The following is a 14818-nucleotide window of genomic DNA, read 5'->3' on the forward strand; positions in this document are numbered from 1 at the left end:
GCGCCCATCCGCGCCGTCCACACCTCAGACCAGCGGGAGACCGTCATGACCCATCCGGCACGCCCGTCCCATGACCTCGCCTCCGACCCGTGGGCGCCGTCCAATGCCGTCATCCAGTCCATGGTCGAGGGCCTGGACCTGATCGCGGCCGATATGGAGCGCAAATGGGGCATCGGCCGCTTGCGGCTGCTGGTGTCCGACCTGCTGCGGGCCAAGTTCGATGCCCAGCGCGGCAAGCTCGAAGCCGCCATCGCCAGCGGGCGGGAGACCTATGTCCGGGTCCAGGCCGAGGGCATGCGCAAGGCCTGGGCGGCGCTGGACAAGGCGGCGACCGAAACCGGCGGCCAGCCGCTGTCGCCCCAGGTGTGGGAATGCGTCCTGCCCGAGACCGGCGAGATCGTCGCCATCGTCCGCACCGAGGCCGAGGCCAGTGCCGTCTGCCGTCACGGCAGAGTGTTCACCCTGGCCGAGATCGCCCGGCTGATCGCCGCGCTGGGTGACACCGTGCTGGGCGTCAAGCAGGCCTTTCCCGGCACCGAGATCACCCGCATCGGCCTGGCCACCATCGACTGGAAGGAGGGCGACCCGATCCCATTCTGAGCCGAACGGCGGCGGGTCGTCCCACCAAGAACACCCCGCCGCCGCCCACACCACGACAATCCCATGGAAGGAGATCCTCATGGCAGTCCCGACTCTGCCCGTTCAGGGCGACATTGCAAGCATTCCGGCGCTACCGGCCTGGGCCGTCGATGCCCAGGGAGGTGCGCGATGACGTATTTCCCCAAAGGCTTCGGCGGCGAGCGTCGCGATGCCGAGCGGGTCAAGCGCGACGGCTGGCGGGAAAGCGGTGTCCTGGTCATCGCCGAGGATGACCAGCGCCTCACTTGGCCCGAGCGCGAACTGATCCGCCAGCTTGGGCAAAAGCTCTACGGCACCCGTCCGGCCAAGGAGGTTGATCATGGCTGAAGCCACGCTGACTCCGGCCGAGGTCGAGGAGCGTCTCGCCGAAGCCGCCGATATCCTGCGTCGTCTTCCGGAATCCAGGGTGCAGGGCCATGCCAGCGCTTGGCCGCCCTATGTGCGGGAATACTGGGAATCCTACGGCGTCGCCGAGGTCAAGCTGCGCCGCCCGCCACCCTCGGCTGCCGCCATCACCCGCATGGACGAGGCATTGCCGTGGCTGACCTGGCTTGATCCCACCGATGCCAAGATCGTCTGGTTGCGGGCCAATGGCGACCGCTGGAAGGTCATTTGCTGGTCGGTGGGCATGCAGCGTTCCGCCGTCCATCAGCACTGGCTGTACGGCCTTTGCGTCATCGCCTGGAGGCTGCGGGGGCAAGCGGTGCCCGTCAAACGATCGCGCCAGTTCCTGATCGATCGGATGCAGGCGGTGTCGCGGTGACGGTCGGAGCAGGGGCGGTTCACCACCGCTCCTGCTCAATTGCACCAAACAGCGCAAGGTGCTATATATCGCTCATGATTACGTCCGAACAGGTTCGCGCCGCCAGGGCGCTTCTCCGCATCGAGCAGGATGATCTGGCGCGTCGCGCCCACATCTCCGCCGCCACCATTCGGCGGCTGGAGGCGTTCAATGGCGTTCAGCGGGTATCTCCCGGCACGGTGAAGGAAGTTCAGCGGGCGCTGGAGGAGGCGGGGGCGGAATTCATCGACGACGGTGTTCGCCGCCGCCCGGCACGGGATCGCGCCAGGGCGGATGAACTGTTCGCCGACATCATGGCGATCGCCCGTCACGGCGCGGCCCGCCCGGTGATCAATCCCGGCTTCTCCGAGGCCGACCTCTACGGCGACGACGGTCTGCCGTCGTGATCGTTCTCGACACCTCCGCCGTGGTGGCGCTGCTGCGGGGCGAGGACGACGCACCGCACATGGCGCGGGCCATCGCCGACGCCGATGGCTGCATCCTGTCGGCGGTCAGCCATCTGGAAGCCGCCATGGTGCTGACCGGCCGGTCGGGAGCCGGCGCCGCCGAGGATCTCGACGCCCTGATCGAGCGGGTCGGCATCGAGGTGGTGCCGTTTGATCGCCGCCAGTCCGAGCTTGCCCGCGATGCCTTCCTGCGGTTCGGCAAGGGGCGTCACCCCGCCGCCCTCAACTTCGGCGACTGTGCCGCCTACGCCCTTGCGGCCGGGCGTGGGCTGCCGCTGCTGTTCAAGGGCAACGACTTCTCCCAGAGCGATATTCAGGCCGTCCTGGTCCCTGATTCCTGATTGTCGGAAAGAAACGCCGAGGCGGACACTTTTCGCTGAGACCAAGTGGGGCGGTTTGGGGTAAATATCCAGTCATGCTTGCGAGAGGCGCGGATGGACGGCGGCGACGCCATCAAGTCAAGCGCCAATCGCAGTCAAGAGAAAGATTGCGGAGGGGCGGCGCGAAATAAAGCGGGTCCTCCCTGGCTACTGCGCTATGCGGGGGGCAACAGCGCAGAATATCGCTAGCGACAGCCTGAATTTCTGGGTTACCACCCGGTTACCAGTTACCACCCCATGAGGCGCGCAAGTCCAAGGACGGCGCGCCTTTCGTGTTTCTGGCGGGGTGGTAACCAACCCTGGTAACCGCCCGGTTACCACGCCCCAGGTTACCACCTCGCCGGTTACCAGCCGGTAGTTACCACCCACAGCCCGGTTACCATCCCCATGCAGCTTGCTCATTCCGAGCCGGTCCCACCGGCCATCGGCGCGATGTCGTGCGCCTTGGCCGCCGAAGGGCTGGTCTATGGCAGCGTATGCAGCGGGATCGAGGCCGCGACGGTGGCTTGGGAGCCGTTGGGTTGGCGGCCCGCTTTCTTCGCCGAGATCGAACCGTTCCCATCCGCCGTGCTGGCCCACCATTACCCCCATGTTCCCAACCTGGGCGACATGACCGCTATCGACGGTCGGGCATGGCGAGGCGAGATCGATGTGCTGGTGGGCGGCACGCCCTGCCAAGCGTTCTCGGTGGCGGGCCTGCGCAAGTCGTTGGACGATTCCCGCGGCAACCTTGCCCTCAAATTCGTGGAACTCGCCGATGCCATCGATCCAGCTTGGGTTGTTTGGGAAAACGTCCCCGGAGTCCTGTCCACCCGCGACAACGCCTTCGGATGTCTTCTGGGCGGACTGGCCGGAGAAGATGGTCCGGTCGTCCCGCCAGGGGGAAAATGGTCGGACGCTGGTGTTGTCGTTGGACCCGCGCGCACAGTCGCGTGGCGGGTGCTCGACGCCCAATATTTCGGCCTGGCCCAACGCCGCCGCCGTGTGTTCGTTGTCGCAGGTGCTGGAGACCGGGCCGATCCCGTCCAAGTACTTCTTGAGCGCGAAGGCGTGCGCCGGGATCATCCGCCGCGCCGAGAAGCGGAACAAGGTGTTGCCCCCACGCTTGATGCTCGCGCTGGCCGAAGCGGCGAAACGTCATTCGCCACCAGCGGCGGACTGATTGCCGAGGCGTTCGGCGGCAACAACACCTCCGGCCCCATTGATGTCGCCACCGCGCTCAATGCCTGCGCCTCGGCCAGTGGCCGGATGGATTTCGAGAGCGAGACCTTCGTCGCCACCACCTTGCGGGCACGCGACCTGTCCCGTGGCGTGGACAGCGACTGCACCGATACGCTGATCGCCCACACCCTGCGGGCCAAGTCGAACCTCGCCCATCGGCCCGATATCGACACCCTGGTCACCCATTCCCTACGCGGTGAGGGCTTCGACGCCTCGGAAGACGGCACCGGACGCGGCACTCCGTTGGTGCCGGTGGCTATCCCGATCCAGGAGGCCGGTGCCCGCACCGGCATCAGCACCACGGACGTGCGTGCCGGAATCGGTGTCGGCAGTGATGGCGATCCGATGTTCACGTTGCAGGCGGGCAAGCAACACGCCGTGGCGTTCAATCTGCGCGGCCGCGATGGTGGGGCGCAGGCCGAGATTGATGCCGACAACCTCGCCAGCCTGCGGGCGGCCAGCGGCGGCTCCAGCCGCAGCTATGTCGCCTTCGCCCAGAATCAGCGGGACGAGGTCCGCCCCCTGACAATTGCGGGCGCTCTGGCCGCTGAGCCGGGGACCAAGCAGCAGACCTATGTGGCGTTCGACTGCAAGGCAGGCACCGGGTTCCAGACGATCAATGCCGACGGCGTCACCCCGACGCTCCGAGCGATGAATGCCCTAGGCCGCGACAATGGCGGCGGCCAATTGGCGGTCCAGCACGACATGGCTGTGCGGCGCCTGACGCCACGCGAATGCGAGCGCCTCCAGGGTTTCTCCGACGATTACACCCAGATCCTGTGGCGCAAGAAGGCCGCCGAGGATTGTCCCGACGGGCCGCGTTATCGGGCACTGGGCAACTCCATGGCCGTGCCGGTGATGCGCTGGATCGGGCGCCGCATCCAGGCCGCCGGGAGGCGATGATGCCCCGCAATCCCTATCGCATGGACGGCCCCGCCCTGGTGTCGTTCTCGGGCGGGCGCACGTCCGGCTACATGCTGCACCAGATCCTGGACGCCCATAACGGCCAGCTACCCTCCGACGTCCATGTGGTGTTCTTCAATACCGGGCGGGAGTTCGAGCAGACCCTGCGCTTCGTCCACGAATGCTCGGTGCGCTGGCAGGTCGCCATCACTTGGCTGGAATACGATCCGGCCGAGCCGTTCGACACCAGCGTGGTGGGCTACAACAGCGCGTCGCGCGATGGCGAGCCCTTCGAGAAGATCATCAAGGTGCGGGGCTTCCTGCCCAACCCGACCATGCGGCTCTGCACCCATTACCTCAAGGTCAAGCGCGGCATCGCGTTCATGCGCGACATGCTGGGCTACGGGGAATGGGTCAACGTCGTCGGCCTGCGCCATGACGAACCCCGCCGGGTCGCCCGCCAGAAGGCCATGAATGAAGCTGGCAAGGAACGCTTCGAGACCGTCCTGCCGCTGGATCAGGCCCGCGTCAGCCGCCAGGACGTCTCGGCCTTCTGGAAGCGCCAGCCCTTCGATCTTGGCCTGCCCGACAACAATGGCAAGACCCCACTGGGCAATTGCGACCTCTGCTTCATGAAGGGCGCGGCGACCATCAAGGGGATCATGCGCCTGTTCCCCGAACGGGCCAGATGGTGGATCGACATGGAGCGCAACGCCCCGGCCCTTGGCACCCTGACCAAGCCGGAGATGGCCCTGTTCCGCGCCGACCGGCCCAGCTACCGCGAATTGCTCAATTTCGTCCGCCGCCAGCGGGATTTCGAGGGCGGCCCGTCCGATGACTGCCTGCCCTGCGATTGCACGGACTGATCATGACTCATCCGCTTCCCGACACGGTCGAGCCTTGGCCCATCGACCGGCTGATCCCCTATGGCCGCAATGCGCGGACCCATTCGGATGCCCAAGTCGCCCAGATCGCCGCCAGCATGGTCGAGTTCGGCTGGACCAATCCGGTGCTAGCCGACAGCAAGGGCAATGTCATCGCCGGGCATGGCCGTCTGGCCGCCGCCAAGTCCCTGGGGCTGGACGCGGTGCCGGTGGTGATCCTTGACCATCTGAGCGAGGCCCAGCGCCGCGCCTACATCCTGGCCGACAACAAGCTGGCGCTGAATGCTGGCTGGGACGACGAAACCCTGGCGGCGGAGCTGCACGCGCTCAACGCCGAGGGCTACGACCTCGATCTGATCGGCTTCTCGGAAGAGGAGTTGGATGCCCTGATGGCCCCCCTCGACGACGAGGGTGACGGCCAGGGCGATGGAGACGAAGACGAGATCCCGGAACCGCCCGCCGATCCGGTGACGCGGCCCGGTGATCTGTGGATCCTGGGCCGACACCGCCTTCTGTGCGGCGACAGCACTGTCGCCACCGACGTGGAGGGCCTGCTGGCCGGGGCCACGCCGCACCTGATGGTCACAGATCCGCCTTACGGGGTGGAATACGATCCCACCTGGCGCAACGAAGCCGGGGTGTCGTCCTCGGCCCGCACCGGCAAGGTCGCCAACGACGACCGCGCCGACTGGCGGGAAGCCTGGGCGCTGTTCCCCGGCGAGGTGGCCTATGTCTGGCACGCGGCGATATTCGCCAAGATTGTGGCGGACAGCCTGGAAGCCAACGACTTCAAGATCCGCGCCCAGATCATCTGGTCCAAGAGCCGCTTCGTCCTGGGACGCGGCGATTACCACTGGCAGCATGAGCCCTGCATTTATGCTGTGCGCAAGAACGGCACCGGCCATTGGCAAGGCGCTCGGGATCAGGCCACCGTTTGGGCCATCGGCAACAACGGCGATGAGGACGAGGCCACGGTTCACGGCACCCAAAAGCCGGTGGAATGCATGCGTCGCCCGATTCTCAACAACAGCGCCGAGGGTGAGGCGGTCTATGAGCCGTTCGCGGGCAGCGGCACCACGGTGGTCGCCGCCGAGACCACCGGGCGGATTTGCTTCGCCATGGAGCTGAACCCGGCCTATGCCGACGTGATCGTCGGTCGCTGGCAGAAGCTGACCGGGGGCAAGGCCATCCTGGATGGCGATGGCCGCTGCTTCGAGGAAATCGCCGCCGGGAAGGCGGTCAGCGCCGGGTGATCCGACGTAGGGAATGCTGGTACTTGGCGTCGGTGGGCTTCCAGTCCAGCGGCTTGCAGCCGAGGCGCAGGTCGCGCTCCCAGAATTCAAGGATCTGCTGGTTGGAATAGCCCTTGCCCCGGAAGTATTCGAAGTCGCTTTGCGACCACTGCGGATGGGCCTTCAGGGCGGCGGTGGGGCGGACGTTCAACCGGGCCGCCATGGTCACTTCGCCTTCTGGCCGGCGGCGTAGGCCGCTTCCAGGGCTTTCTTGATCTGCCAAACCGCCAGTTCGTGGAAGTCCAGGCGGTCGCTCTTGCGGGTGTCCAGGGTCTCCAGGTCGAGGATCTGGGTGGCGATCTCGGTCAGGGCTTGGTCTCGGGTCTGCATGGTGTTGGCCTCCGTTTTGGTGAAGCCAGTAACGCTCTGTTTCGGCTGCTTATCAAGCTGGTTAATCGTGCAATTTCAATGCTGTAACGTGATGCGTCAATCCCGCCGCATGTCCCTGGTCGAGGCTGCCGCCAACGTGGTGATCGGCTACGGCATCGCGGTTGCCACCCAGGTAGTAGTGTTTCCTTTCTTCGGCATCCGCATCACCCTGGCCGACGATCTGACCATCGGTCTGGTCTTTGCCGTGGTCTCGATTCTCCGGTCCTACGCTCTGCGGCGACTGTTCGAGGTTTGCCGCCGCTGATCTGGCCGACTTGGAATCGAGGCGGCGGGCGGCTACTCTTTCGGGCTACATTTTCCGAGGGGAAGAGCATCATGAGTAAATCCGCCATGTCCAAGGCCATCCGCCAAGCCGCCGGTTGCAGCGTCGCCCAGGCCGATGCCGCCGTCGAAGCGGTACTGGCCACCATCGTCGAAGGCGTTAAGACCGAGGGCCGCTTCAGCCTCATCGGTTTTGGCTCCTTCTCCAAGTCGGAGCGTCCGGCCCGTCAGGGCCGCAATCCGAAAACCGGCGAGGCCATCGACATCGCCGCCTCGACCTCGATCAAGTTCAGCACCTCGGCGGCACTGAAGAAGTCGCTGTAAGTCATGGCCGTTGACCCTGAGCATGTGGCCCGCGCCGCGAATGATCTGATGGACCACTATGGTCAGGCCGCTCTCGATGTGGCCAAAACGCAAGCTGAACGCGCGTCGAGGGCCGGTGATATGCCGGCCCTCGATCAAGCCCTGATGGTTCTGACCGAAATCGAGCGCCATCAGGAGATTTCGTCCACACCGGTGACGTAGGCGTCGGCCTTGTTCCAGGACCCTTCGTCCAATTCCCATTCGGTGTCGGCGCTGTTGAACAGTTTCTCGAATGCTCTCGTCTCGGCCTGCTCGGGTGTTTCGGCCTCGACCTCGACCCTGGTGCTTTCGGTGACGTCGCGGGTGATGATGACGCTGTAGCGGGGCATGGCCGTTTGCCTCAGTCCTGGATTTTGTAAATACGGCCGCGGCCTTCGATCTTCTCGCTGGTGACCTCCAGGCCCAGCTTCTTCTTCAAAGCTCCGGCGATGGCGCCGCGCACCGTGTGGGGCTGCCAGCCGAATTCGGCGGTGATCTCGGCGATGCTGGTGCCCTCGGGCCGCTTCAGCATTGCGATCAGGGCCTCCTGCTTGCTGCCCTCGCGCTGGCGGCGGGGAGCGGCCGGAGTCGCGGCTTCCTCGAGCTGGGCGTCGTCGGCGGTCTCGATGCCGAGGGCGGCATCGGCGGTTGCGGTGGCGCGCAGGGTGAGGGGCGTGCCGTCTTCGCCGACCCGCCAGACGGTGGCGTCGTCCTTGGAGGCGATCTCCTCGATCAGCCCCTTCTTCAAGAGACTCTTGAGCACGTTGCCGACCGCGCCACCCTTCAGTTTGGCGGTGACCGGGAAGACCAGCCGGTCGTCGCGGGAGCAGGCGGCGGCGAGAATGGTAGTCTGGGTCTCGGAAAGCTGAATCTGCTGGGTCATGATGGTTCCCTCCGGGGTGCTGGCGCGGGGATGCGCCTGTACCACCCCAAGCCCCGCCGGGCGGACCCGGTCGGGGCCTGCCCCCGCGAAAGCGGGGGGCGGGGAGGGGGAATTCGCCGATCAACTGGCGTCGGCCAGAATCTCGAAGTGGGTGGCGAAACCGGTGAGGTAGGGCAGTCCGTGCGGGATGCCGGTTTCTCGCGCCGTGCGGCGGCTGATGGTCCAGGCCATCCAGCGGGCCACCGTCGCGTCGACCGCCACCATCAGGATCTTGCCGGCGAACAATCCGTTGGCAACGTCGTCGGCGAAGTGGCGCCCAAAGGTGCTGTCGAGGAAATCGCGCACCGCCGTGTCGGGACAGCCGGTGGCGGTCTGGATCGCGAGCATCGCCATCTTCCAGGCTTCGGCCGGGTCGGCGTGGTCGGCCATGGTGCCGAAGAAGCCCCAATCGGTGTTGGTGGTGGGCAGGATGGTGTCGGGCATGGTGGTCTCCGTTGTTCGTGGGACCATCAATCGCTCTTACAGCCAAGCACATCAACTCGATAACTAGATGATTTAATTGCGTATTTCGTAGGCGTTCGATCATGGGCTTATCGGTTCGCGCCTATGCGCGTCATCGCGGGGTGAGCCATGTGGCGGTGATGAAGGCCGTCCGCGCCGGGCGCATCCCGCAGGAGGTGGATGGCACCATCGACCCGGCCAGGGCCGATGCCGCCTGGGACGCCCAGACCGACCCGGCCAAGCGCCCCGCCACGGTCAAGGCTCCGCCCGCGGCACCATCCGCACCGGCCATGTCGGTGACCGCGACGGCCCCGGCTCCGCTCCAGCGTGAGGCGGTGACCGCCCCGGCTCCGGCCGCCGCCGGTGGCGGTAGCTCGTTCGATGGCGGCAAAGCCGCCGGGGCCAATTTCGCCCAGGCGCGGACCATGCACGAGGTGGCCAAGGCGCAGAAGGCCCGCATCCAGGTGCAGCGCCTCAAGGACGAGGTCATCGACCGCGCCAATGCCCTGGCCATGGTGTTCAAGTTGGCCCGGCAGGAACGTGATTCCTGGGTGACTTGGCCGGCGCGGGTCGCCGGTCAGATGGCGGCCGAAATCGGGATCGACCCGCACACCATGCAGACCTTGCTGGAAACCTATGTCCGGGCGCACCTCAATGAGCTTGCCGATGTCAAACCGGAGTTTCGCTGAGTTCGATGGGGCGGAGCAGATCCTGGCGGCTTGGTGCGACGGGATGCGCCCCGATCCGCGCCTGACCGTATCCCAATGGGCCGATCAGCACCGCATGCTGTCGAGCCGCGCCTCGGCGGAACCGGGCCGCTATCGGACGGCCCGCACGCCCTATATGCGCGACATCATGGATGCGTTGTCGCCCACCAGCCCGGTGCAGCGGGTGGTGTTCATGAAGGCGGCGCAGGTGGGGGCCACCGAGGCGGGCTGTTGCTTCATCGGCTTCGTCATCCATCACGCGCCGGGGCCGATGCTCTGCGTCCAGCCCACGGTGGAGATGGCGAAACGGGCGTCCCGCCAGCGCATCGACCCGCTGATCGATGAAAGCCCGGCCATCCGGGAACGGGTCAAACCGGCCCGGTCGCGCGATGCTGGCAACACCATGCTGTCGAAGGACTTTCCCGGCGGCACCTTGGTGCTGACCGGGGCCAACAGTGCGGTGGGCCTGCGCTCCATGCCGGCCCGCTACCTGTTTCTGGACGAGGTGGATGCCTATCCGGCCTCGGCCGACGAGGAAGGCGACCCGGTCGGCTTGGCCGAGGCCCGCTCGTTGACCTTCGCCCACCGGCGGAAAGCGTTCCTGGCCTCGACGCCCACCATCCGAGGGATGTCGCGGATCGAGCGGGAATACGAGGCGTCCGACCAGCGCCGCTTCTTCGTGCCGTGCCCCCATTGCGGGACCATGCAGTGGCTGAAATTCGAGCGCCTCAAGTGGGACAAGGGCCAGCCGGGCAGCGTCCGTTACGTCTGCGAATCCTGCGACCAGGACATCGCCGAGCACCACAAGGGCACCATGCTGGCGGCGGGCGAGTGGCGAGCCACCGCCATTGCCAGTGATCCCGGCACCATCGGCTTCCATATCTCGGCGCTGTATTCTCCGCCGGGCTGGCAGTCGTGGCGGGACATCGCCCGGCTATGGGAAGCGGCCCAGGGCAATGATGACGCGCTGCGGGTGTTCAAGAACACCGTGCTGGGCGAAACCTGGACCGAATCCGGCGAGGCCCCCGATTGGCAGCGGCTCTACGACCGCAGGGAAACCTGGAGCAACGGTACGGTCCCGGCGGGCGGGTTGTTCCTCACCGCCGGGGCCGACGTCCAGAAGGACCGGGTCGAGATTGACGTCTGGGCCTGGGGCCGAAACCTCGAAAGCTGGCTGATCGACCACATCGTCATCGAGGGCGGGCCGGAACATGCCGAAACCTGGACGGCGCTGGAGCGGGTGTTGGGCCAAACCTGGACCCACGCCAACGGCGCCGCCTTGCGCATTGCCCGCCTCGCCATCGACACCGGTTACGAGGCTTCGGCGGTCTACACCTGGGGCCGCAAAATGGGCGTCGCCAGCGTGTCGCCGGTCAAGGGCGTCGAGGGCTTCAACCGCTCCAGCCCGGTGTCGGGGCCCACCTACGTGGACGCCACCGAGGGCGGCAAGAAGATCCGCCGGGGTGCCCGGCTGTGGATCGTGGCGGTCTCCACCTTCAAGTCGGAGACCTACCGCTTCCTGCGGCTGGAACGTCCTACCGACGAGGACCTGGCTTCAGGCGTCCGTTTCCCGGCCGGAACGGTGCATCTGCCATCGTGGGCCGAGTCCGAGTGGTGCAAGCAGTTCGTCGCCGAGCAACTGGTGACGGTCAAGAACCGCCGCGGCTTCACCAAGCTGGAATGGCAGAAGCTGCGCGAGCGCAACGAAGCCCTGGATTGCCGGGTCTATGCCCGCGCCGCCGCCTGGATCGTCGGGGCCGACCGCTGGCCCGAGGCCAAGTGGCGGGATCTGGAAGCGCAACTGGCCATATCCGAGCAGGCCCAAACCGAAGAACCCCAGGCGGGCCAGATCCGCCGACCCCAGACCCGCCGCTCCCGGCGGGTTTTTCATTCCAGCTATATGGGCTGATCCCGATGACCCTCGACGAGATGAAGGCCGAGCGCGAGCGCGTGATGGCGCGGCGCAACTCGCTGGTCGCCCGCGTCACCGTGGGCGACCGCACGGTCCAGTACGACCTGACCCAGGCCAATCAGGTGCTGGCCGATCTCGACCGCCGTATCGCCCTGGCCGAGGGCAAGGGCCGTCGTCGCCGTATCCTGACCGTGGCCAGCAAGGGGCTGTGACCATGTTGTCGGCCCTGCGCCGCAAGGTGGGCGCCTTTATCGGTGGCTTCGAGGCGGGCATGAGCAACCGCCGTCTCAAGGGCTTCCAGCCCAGCCGCGCCCATCTCAACACTCTGATCGCCGCTGCCGGGTCTGACATCACGGCACGCGCCCGCCATCTGGTCCGCAACAACGGTTATGCCGCCAACGCCATCGAAAGCTGGGCTGGCAATGTGGTCGGCGCCGGCATCAAGCCGTCCTCGCTGATCGCCGACGCCACCCTGAAGACCCAGGTGCAGAGGCTGTGGCTGGCCTGGACCGACGAATCCGATGCCGAGGGGCTGACCGATTTCTACGGCCAGCAGCGCCGGGCTGCGCGCGAGGTGTTCATCGCCGGTGAGGTGTTCTTCCGCTTCCGCCCGCGTCGGTCCGAGGACGGCCTGTCGGTGCCGCTGCAATTGCAGATGCTGCCCTCGGAAATGTTGCCGCTGACCCGGAACCAGACCCTGCCCGGCGGCAATGTCATCCGCCAGGGCATCGAGTTCGATCGCATCGGCCGCCGCGTCGCCTATCACTTCCTGCGCCGCCATCCCGGCGATTGTACCGATCCCGGCATGGCCGGTGAAACAGTACGGGTGCCGGCGTCCGAGATCATTCATGTGATGGACCCTGTGGATGCCGGGCAATTGCGCGGGGTGTCGCGGTTTGCCCCGGCCATCGTCAAGCTGTTCCTGCTCGACCAGTACGACGATGCCGAACTGGACCGCAAGAAGGTGGCGGCCATGTACGCGTTGTTCGTCACCACGCCGAGTCCGGGCGAGCCGTTCGATATCGCCGAGGACGGCGGCACCGGCGACCGGGTGATGGACGTCCAGCCCGGCCAAGTGGTGATGCTGGAACCGGGCGAGGAAATCCAGACCTCGGCCCCCGCCGATGTGGGCGGCTCCTACGAGGCGTTCCAATACCGCACCTTGCTGCAGATCGCCGCCGCCTTGGGGGTGCCCTACGCCTACCTGTCCAACGACATGCTGAAGGCCAATTACTCCAACTCGCGCCTCGCCCTGCTGGAATTCCGCCGCCGCATCGACGCCTGGCAGCATGCCGTCATGGTCTACCAGCTTTGCCGCGCCGTCTGGCAGCGCTGGATGGATACCGCCGTAATGGCCGGTGCCCTGGTCCTCAAGGGCTATGAGCCCAACCGGGCCGGTTTCATCGCCTGTTCCTGGCTGCCGCCCAAATGGGACTGGGTCGATCCGCTCAAGGATGCCCGCGCCGAGATCGAGCAGATCGACGCCGGTCTCAAGAGCCGCACCCAGGCCCTGGCCGAGCGAGGCTTCGACGCCGAACAGGTGGATGCCGAAATCGCCGCCGATAAGGCCCGCGAACAGCGGTTGGGGCTGGTTCTCGGTACCACGCCGATGCCGTCCGCACCGACACAATAAGGACCGACATGCACGATCTGCCCCATATCGCGGCCCGTCTGTACGGAACGCCGCTGCTGGTTGCCCGCGCCAAACTGGACGTGATCCTGGGCGCCCTCGGTCCCCGGCTGGCCGGACAGGCACTGTCCTTTGACGCGGATGCCGCCCCCTCCACCGAAATGGCGGTGACGCCCGACGGCATCGCCATCGTGCCGGTGATCGGCACCCTGGTGGCCCGCTCCGGCTATCTCGGCACCGCCAGCGGCCTGACGGCTTATTCCGACATCGCCGATGCCATCGAGGCGGCGGCCACCGATCCCGGCATCCGCGCCATCCTGCTGGACGTGGATTCCTCTGGCGGCGAGGTGGGCGGCCTGTTCGATCTGGTCGACCACATCCAGGCCATCCGCGCCCAGTGCGGCAAGCCGATTTGGGCGATAGCCGACGAAGCCGCCCTGTCGGCGGCCTACGCCATCGCCTGCACTGCCGACCGCCTCTACCTCACCCAGACCGGTGAGGTCGGCTCGGTCGGTGTGGTCGCCATCCATGTGGACGAATCCGCTGCCGATGCCCAGGCCGGGCGAGCCTGGAGCTTCATCCATGCCGGGGCGGCGAAGGTGGATGGCAATCCCCATCAGCCGCTGTCGGATTCCGCCCGCGCCACGCTGCAGGCTGACGTTGATGCCCTGTACGGGAAATTCACCGCCCTGGTGGCCGAGCGGCGGCGGATATCTCCCGACGCCGTGCGGGCCACGGAAGCAGCGGTCTATCGCGGTGACCAAGCGGTCGCCGCCGGTCTGGCTGACAAGGTCGGCACGCTCCGCGTCGCCCTCGCCGATCTCGGCGCCACCCTGGCGCGCTCCTCCGTCCGTTCCCCCGTTCTGTCCAAACCCAAGGAGACCACCATGTCCGAGCAAACGGGGGATGTCCCCGTTCTGGCGGCTGTGCCGTCCGCCGCCGAAGCGACCGCCGAGATCGAGCAGCGTCTGCGCACCGAATATTCCGAGATCAGCGCCATCGCCGCCCAGGCCGCCCGCCTCGGCGTCACCATCGACGCCGCCGACGCCCTGGCCAAGGGCATCCGCCCCGAGGCGCTGCGCCGCACGGTGCTGGATCAGCTGGCCGAGCGTTCCGATGCCGCCGATTTGGTGGCAGCTGCCCCGACTGGGGCCACGCCCAAGGCCGAAACCGAAAGCCCCATCGTTCGGCGCGCCCGCGAGGCCGCCGCCCGCAAGTAAGGAGCAATCCCCATGTCCGTGCTGACCATGGCGCCCACCCTGGGCGACCTCCTCAAATTCGAGTGCAATCCCAGCTACTGTCGCGAGGTGGTGACGCTGAAGGCCGGCACCAATTACCCCCTGGGCGCCGTGCTGGGGCGCATTACCGCTTCTGGCCATTACCGGCTGGCTCCCGCCGCACTGGTGGCCGGCGACGATGGGGCGGAAATCGCCAGTGCCGTGTTGACCGAAGCCGTTGATGCCAGTGCCGGCGACGCCATCGGCGTGGTGCTGGCACGTGGTCCGGTGATCTTGTCCCAGCTTGTCCTGACCTTCGACGCCTCCGTCGATCTCCCCGCCGAACGCACCGCCAAGATCACCCAGCTTGCCGCATTGGGCCTCGTCGCCCGCGCCACGTCCTGACCC

At 66.7% G+C, this 14818-nt stretch carries 22 protein-coding genes; 17 read left to right on the top strand and 5 right to left on the bottom strand.

What is annotated here, in order from left to right; translation table 11 throughout:
• Positions 1 to 45: 45 nt before the first annotated feature.
• From H261_RS10400 to H261_RS10435, 8 genes are all read left to right on the top strand, one after another.
• Positions 46 to 600, top strand: a complete 555-nt coding sequence (locus H261_RS10400) for a hypothetical protein (RefSeq protein ID WP_008617148.1) — start codon at positions 46 to 48, stop codon at positions 598 to 600.
• A gap of 168 nt (positions 601 to 768) precedes the next feature.
• Positions 769 to 966, top strand: a complete 198-nt coding sequence (locus H261_RS10405) for a hypothetical protein (protein WP_008617149.1) — start codon at positions 769 to 771, stop codon at positions 964 to 966.
• Positions 959 to 1402: a DUF6362 family protein gene (locus H261_RS10410; RefSeq protein WP_008617150.1), complete on the top strand. Its 444-nt coding sequence runs from the start codon at positions 959 to 961 to the stop codon at positions 1400 to 1402. The genes H261_RS10405 and H261_RS10410 overlap by 8 nt, the downstream gene beginning before the upstream one ends.
• A 74-nt stretch (positions 1403 to 1476) precedes the next feature.
• Positions 1477 to 1827, top strand: a complete 351-nt coding sequence (locus H261_RS24790; protein ID WP_008617160.1) for a helix-turn-helix domain-containing protein — start codon at positions 1477 to 1479, stop codon at positions 1825 to 1827.
• Complete coding sequence (locus H261_RS10420) at positions 1824 to 2228, top strand: type II toxin-antitoxin system VapC family toxin (RefSeq protein ID WP_008617162.1); 405 nt, start codon at positions 1824 to 1826, stop codon at positions 2226 to 2228. The genes H261_RS24790 and H261_RS10420 overlap by 4 nt, the downstream gene beginning before the upstream one ends.
• Before the next feature lie 426 nt (positions 2229 to 2654).
• On the top strand, positions 2655 to 4391 hold the full coding sequence (locus tag H261_RS10425) for a DNA cytosine methyltransferase (protein WP_052004214.1): 1737 nt from the start codon (positions 2655 to 2657) through the stop codon (positions 4389 to 4391).
• On the top strand, positions 4388 to 5257 hold the full coding sequence (locus H261_RS10430) for a phosphoadenosine phosphosulfate reductase domain-containing protein (RefSeq protein ID WP_008617166.1): 870 nt from the start codon (positions 4388 to 4390) through the stop codon (positions 5255 to 5257). The genes H261_RS10425 and H261_RS10430 overlap by 4 nt, the downstream gene beginning before the upstream one ends.
• Before the next feature lie 2 nt (positions 5258 to 5259).
• Positions 5260 to 6528 carry a site-specific DNA-methyltransferase gene (locus H261_RS10435; RefSeq protein ID WP_040476203.1) on the top strand — a complete coding sequence of 423 codons (1269 nt, stop codon included), beginning with the start codon at positions 5260 to 5262 and terminating at the stop codon, positions 6526 to 6528.
• Here the strand turns inward: H261_RS10435 and H261_RS10440 are convergent.
• Positions 6515 to 6730: a hypothetical protein gene (locus H261_RS10440; RefSeq protein WP_040476204.1), complete on the bottom strand. Its 216-nt coding sequence runs from the start codon at positions 6728 to 6730 to the stop codon at positions 6515 to 6517. The genes H261_RS10435 and H261_RS10440 overlap by 14 nt on opposite strands.
• Positions 6731 to 6732: 2 nt before the next feature.
• Complete coding sequence (locus H261_RS25775) at positions 6733 to 6897, bottom strand: DUF6900 domain-containing protein (RefSeq protein WP_008617169.1); 165 nt, start codon at positions 6895 to 6897, stop codon at positions 6733 to 6735.
• A gap of 91 nt (positions 6898 to 6988) precedes the next feature.
• On the opposite strand from H261_RS25775, the gene H261_RS10445 reads away from it, so the two are divergent.
• From H261_RS10445 to H261_RS24795, 3 genes are all read left to right on the top strand, one after another.
• Complete coding sequence (locus H261_RS10445; protein ID WP_008617170.1) at positions 6989 to 7201, top strand: DUF7220 family protein; 213 nt, start codon at positions 6989 to 6991, stop codon at positions 7199 to 7201.
• A 71-nt stretch (positions 7202 to 7272) separates the two neighbouring features.
• Positions 7273 to 7542 carry an HU family DNA-binding protein gene (locus tag H261_RS10450; RefSeq protein ID WP_040476206.1) on the top strand — a complete coding sequence of 90 codons (270 nt, stop codon included), beginning with the start codon at positions 7273 to 7275 and terminating at the stop codon, positions 7540 to 7542.
• A 3-nt stretch (positions 7543 to 7545) separates the two neighbouring features.
• Positions 7546 to 7743 (top strand): hypothetical protein, encoded by a 198-nt coding sequence (locus tag H261_RS24795; protein WP_152426818.1) that lies wholly within the window; start codon positions 7546 to 7548, stop codon positions 7741 to 7743.
• Here H261_RS24795 and H261_RS10455 read toward each other — a convergent pair.
• From H261_RS10455 to H261_RS10465, 3 genes are all read right to left on the bottom strand, one after another.
• Positions 7713 to 7910, bottom strand: coding sequence for a hypothetical protein (locus H261_RS10455; protein ID WP_008617172.1), 198 nt, complete (start codon positions 7908 to 7910; stop codon positions 7713 to 7715). The two genes, H261_RS24795 and H261_RS10455, sit on opposite strands and share 31 nt — an antisense overlap.
• Positions 7911 to 7921: 11 nt before the next feature.
• On the bottom strand, positions 7922 to 8443 hold the full coding sequence (locus H261_RS10460; protein WP_008617173.1) for a DUF3489 domain-containing protein: 522 nt from the start codon (positions 8441 to 8443) through the stop codon (positions 7922 to 7924).
• 120 nt (positions 8444 to 8563) lie between these two features.
• On the bottom strand, positions 8564 to 8926 hold the full coding sequence (locus H261_RS10465; RefSeq protein WP_008617174.1) for a hypothetical protein: 363 nt from the start codon (positions 8924 to 8926) through the stop codon (positions 8564 to 8566).
• Positions 8927 to 9027: 101 nt separating this feature from the next.
• Between H261_RS10465 and H261_RS10470 the strand changes: the two genes are divergently transcribed.
• From H261_RS10470 to H261_RS10495, 6 genes are read left to right on the top strand one after another with little or no spacing between them, the layout of a single operon-like run.
• Positions 9028 to 9633 (top strand): hypothetical protein, encoded by a 606-nt coding sequence (locus tag H261_RS10470; protein ID WP_040476209.1) that lies wholly within the window; start codon positions 9028 to 9030, stop codon positions 9631 to 9633.
• Entirely contained in the window at positions 9611 to 11560 is a 1950-nt protein-coding gene (locus tag H261_RS10475; RefSeq protein WP_040476211.1) for a phage terminase large subunit family protein, read from the top strand. Before H261_RS10470 ends, H261_RS10475 begins: the two co-directional genes overlap by 23 nt.
• A 5-nt stretch (positions 11561 to 11565) precedes the next feature.
• Positions 11566 to 11775 carry a hypothetical protein gene (locus tag H261_RS10480; RefSeq protein WP_008617178.1) on the top strand — a complete coding sequence of 70 codons (210 nt, stop codon included), beginning with the start codon at positions 11566 to 11568 and terminating at the stop codon, positions 11773 to 11775.
• 2 nt (positions 11776 to 11777) lie between these two features.
• The gene (locus H261_RS10485; RefSeq protein ID WP_040476213.1) at positions 11778 to 13196 is read left to right on the top strand and encodes a phage portal protein; all 1419 of its coding nucleotides are present in this window, start codon (positions 11778 to 11780) and stop codon (positions 13194 to 13196) included.
• 8 nt (positions 13197 to 13204) lie between these two features.
• Complete coding sequence (locus H261_RS10490) at positions 13205 to 14413, top strand: S49 family peptidase (protein ID WP_008617182.1); 1209 nt, start codon at positions 13205 to 13207, stop codon at positions 14411 to 14413.
• A gap of 12 nt (positions 14414 to 14425) precedes the next feature.
• Positions 14426 to 14815 carry a head decoration protein gene (locus H261_RS10495; RefSeq protein WP_008617183.1) on the top strand — a complete coding sequence of 130 codons (390 nt, stop codon included), beginning with the start codon at positions 14426 to 14428 and terminating at the stop codon, positions 14813 to 14815.
• Positions 14816 to 14818: the final 3 nt, after the last annotated feature.

It is taken from the genome of Paramagnetospirillum caucaseum (assembly GCF_000342045.1).
Classification (GTDB): domain Bacteria; phylum Pseudomonadota; class Alphaproteobacteria; order Rhodospirillales; family Magnetospirillaceae; genus Phaeospirillum; species Phaeospirillum caucaseum.

Coding starts and splice junctions, on each gene's coding strand:
- H261_RS10400 (WP_008617148.1), top strand. CDS start 46: ATGACCCATCCGGCACGCCCGTCCCATGACCTCGCCTCCGACCCGTGG.
- H261_RS10405 (WP_008617149.1), top strand. CDS start 769: ATGACGTATTTCCCCAAAGGCTTCGGCGGCGAGCGTCGCGATGCCGAG.
- H261_RS10410 (WP_008617150.1), top strand. CDS start 959: ATGGCTGAAGCCACGCTGACTCCGGCCGAGGTCGAGGAGCGTCTCGCC.
- H261_RS24790 (WP_008617160.1), top strand. CDS start 1,477: ATGATTACGTCCGAACAGGTTCGCGCCGCCAGGGCGCTTCTCCGCATC.
- H261_RS10425 (WP_052004214.1), top strand. CDS start 2,655: ATGCAGCTTGCTCATTCCGAGCCGGTCCCACCGGCCATCGGCGCGATG.
- H261_RS10430 (WP_008617166.1), top strand. CDS start 4,388: ATGATGCCCCGCAATCCCTATCGCATGGACGGCCCCGCCCTGGTGTCG.
- H261_RS10435 (WP_040476203.1), top strand. CDS start 5,260: ATGACTCATCCGCTTCCCGACACGGTCGAGCCTTGGCCCATCGACCGG.
- H261_RS10440 (WP_040476204.1), bottom strand. CDS start 6,730: ATGGCGGCCCGGTTGAACGTCCGCCCCACCGCCGCCCTGAAGGCCCAT.
- H261_RS25775 (WP_008617169.1), bottom strand. CDS start 6,897: ATGCAGACCCGAGACCAAGCCCTGACCGAGATCGCCACCCAGATCCTC.
- H261_RS10445 (WP_008617170.1), top strand. CDS start 6,989: ATGCGTCAATCCCGCCGCATGTCCCTGGTCGAGGCTGCCGCCAACGTG.
- H261_RS10450 (WP_040476206.1), top strand. CDS start 7,273: ATGAGTAAATCCGCCATGTCCAAGGCCATCCGCCAAGCCGCCGGTTGC.
- H261_RS24795 (WP_152426818.1), top strand. CDS start 7,546: ATGGCCGTTGACCCTGAGCATGTGGCCCGCGCCGCGAATGATCTGATG.
- H261_RS10455 (WP_008617172.1), bottom strand. CDS start 7,910: ATGCCCCGCTACAGCGTCATCATCACCCGCGACGTCACCGAAAGCACC.
- H261_RS10460 (WP_008617173.1), bottom strand. CDS start 8,443: ATGACCCAGCAGATTCAGCTTTCCGAGACCCAGACTACCATTCTCGCC.
- H261_RS10465 (WP_008617174.1), bottom strand. CDS start 8,926: ATGCCCGACACCATCCTGCCCACCACCAACACCGATTGGGGCTTCTTC.
- H261_RS10470 (WP_040476209.1), top strand. CDS start 9,028: ATGGGCTTATCGGTTCGCGCCTATGCGCGTCATCGCGGGGTGAGCCAT.
- H261_RS10475 (WP_040476211.1), top strand. CDS start 9,611: ATGTCAAACCGGAGTTTCGCTGAGTTCGATGGGGCGGAGCAGATCCTG.
- H261_RS10480 (WP_008617178.1), top strand. CDS start 11,566: ATGACCCTCGACGAGATGAAGGCCGAGCGCGAGCGCGTGATGGCGCGG.
- H261_RS10485 (WP_040476213.1), top strand. CDS start 11,778: ATGTTGTCGGCCCTGCGCCGCAAGGTGGGCGCCTTTATCGGTGGCTTC.
- H261_RS10490 (WP_008617182.1), top strand. CDS start 13,205: ATGCACGATCTGCCCCATATCGCGGCCCGTCTGTACGGAACGCCGCTG.
- H261_RS10495 (WP_008617183.1), top strand. CDS start 14,426: ATGTCCGTGCTGACCATGGCGCCCACCCTGGGCGACCTCCTCAAATTC.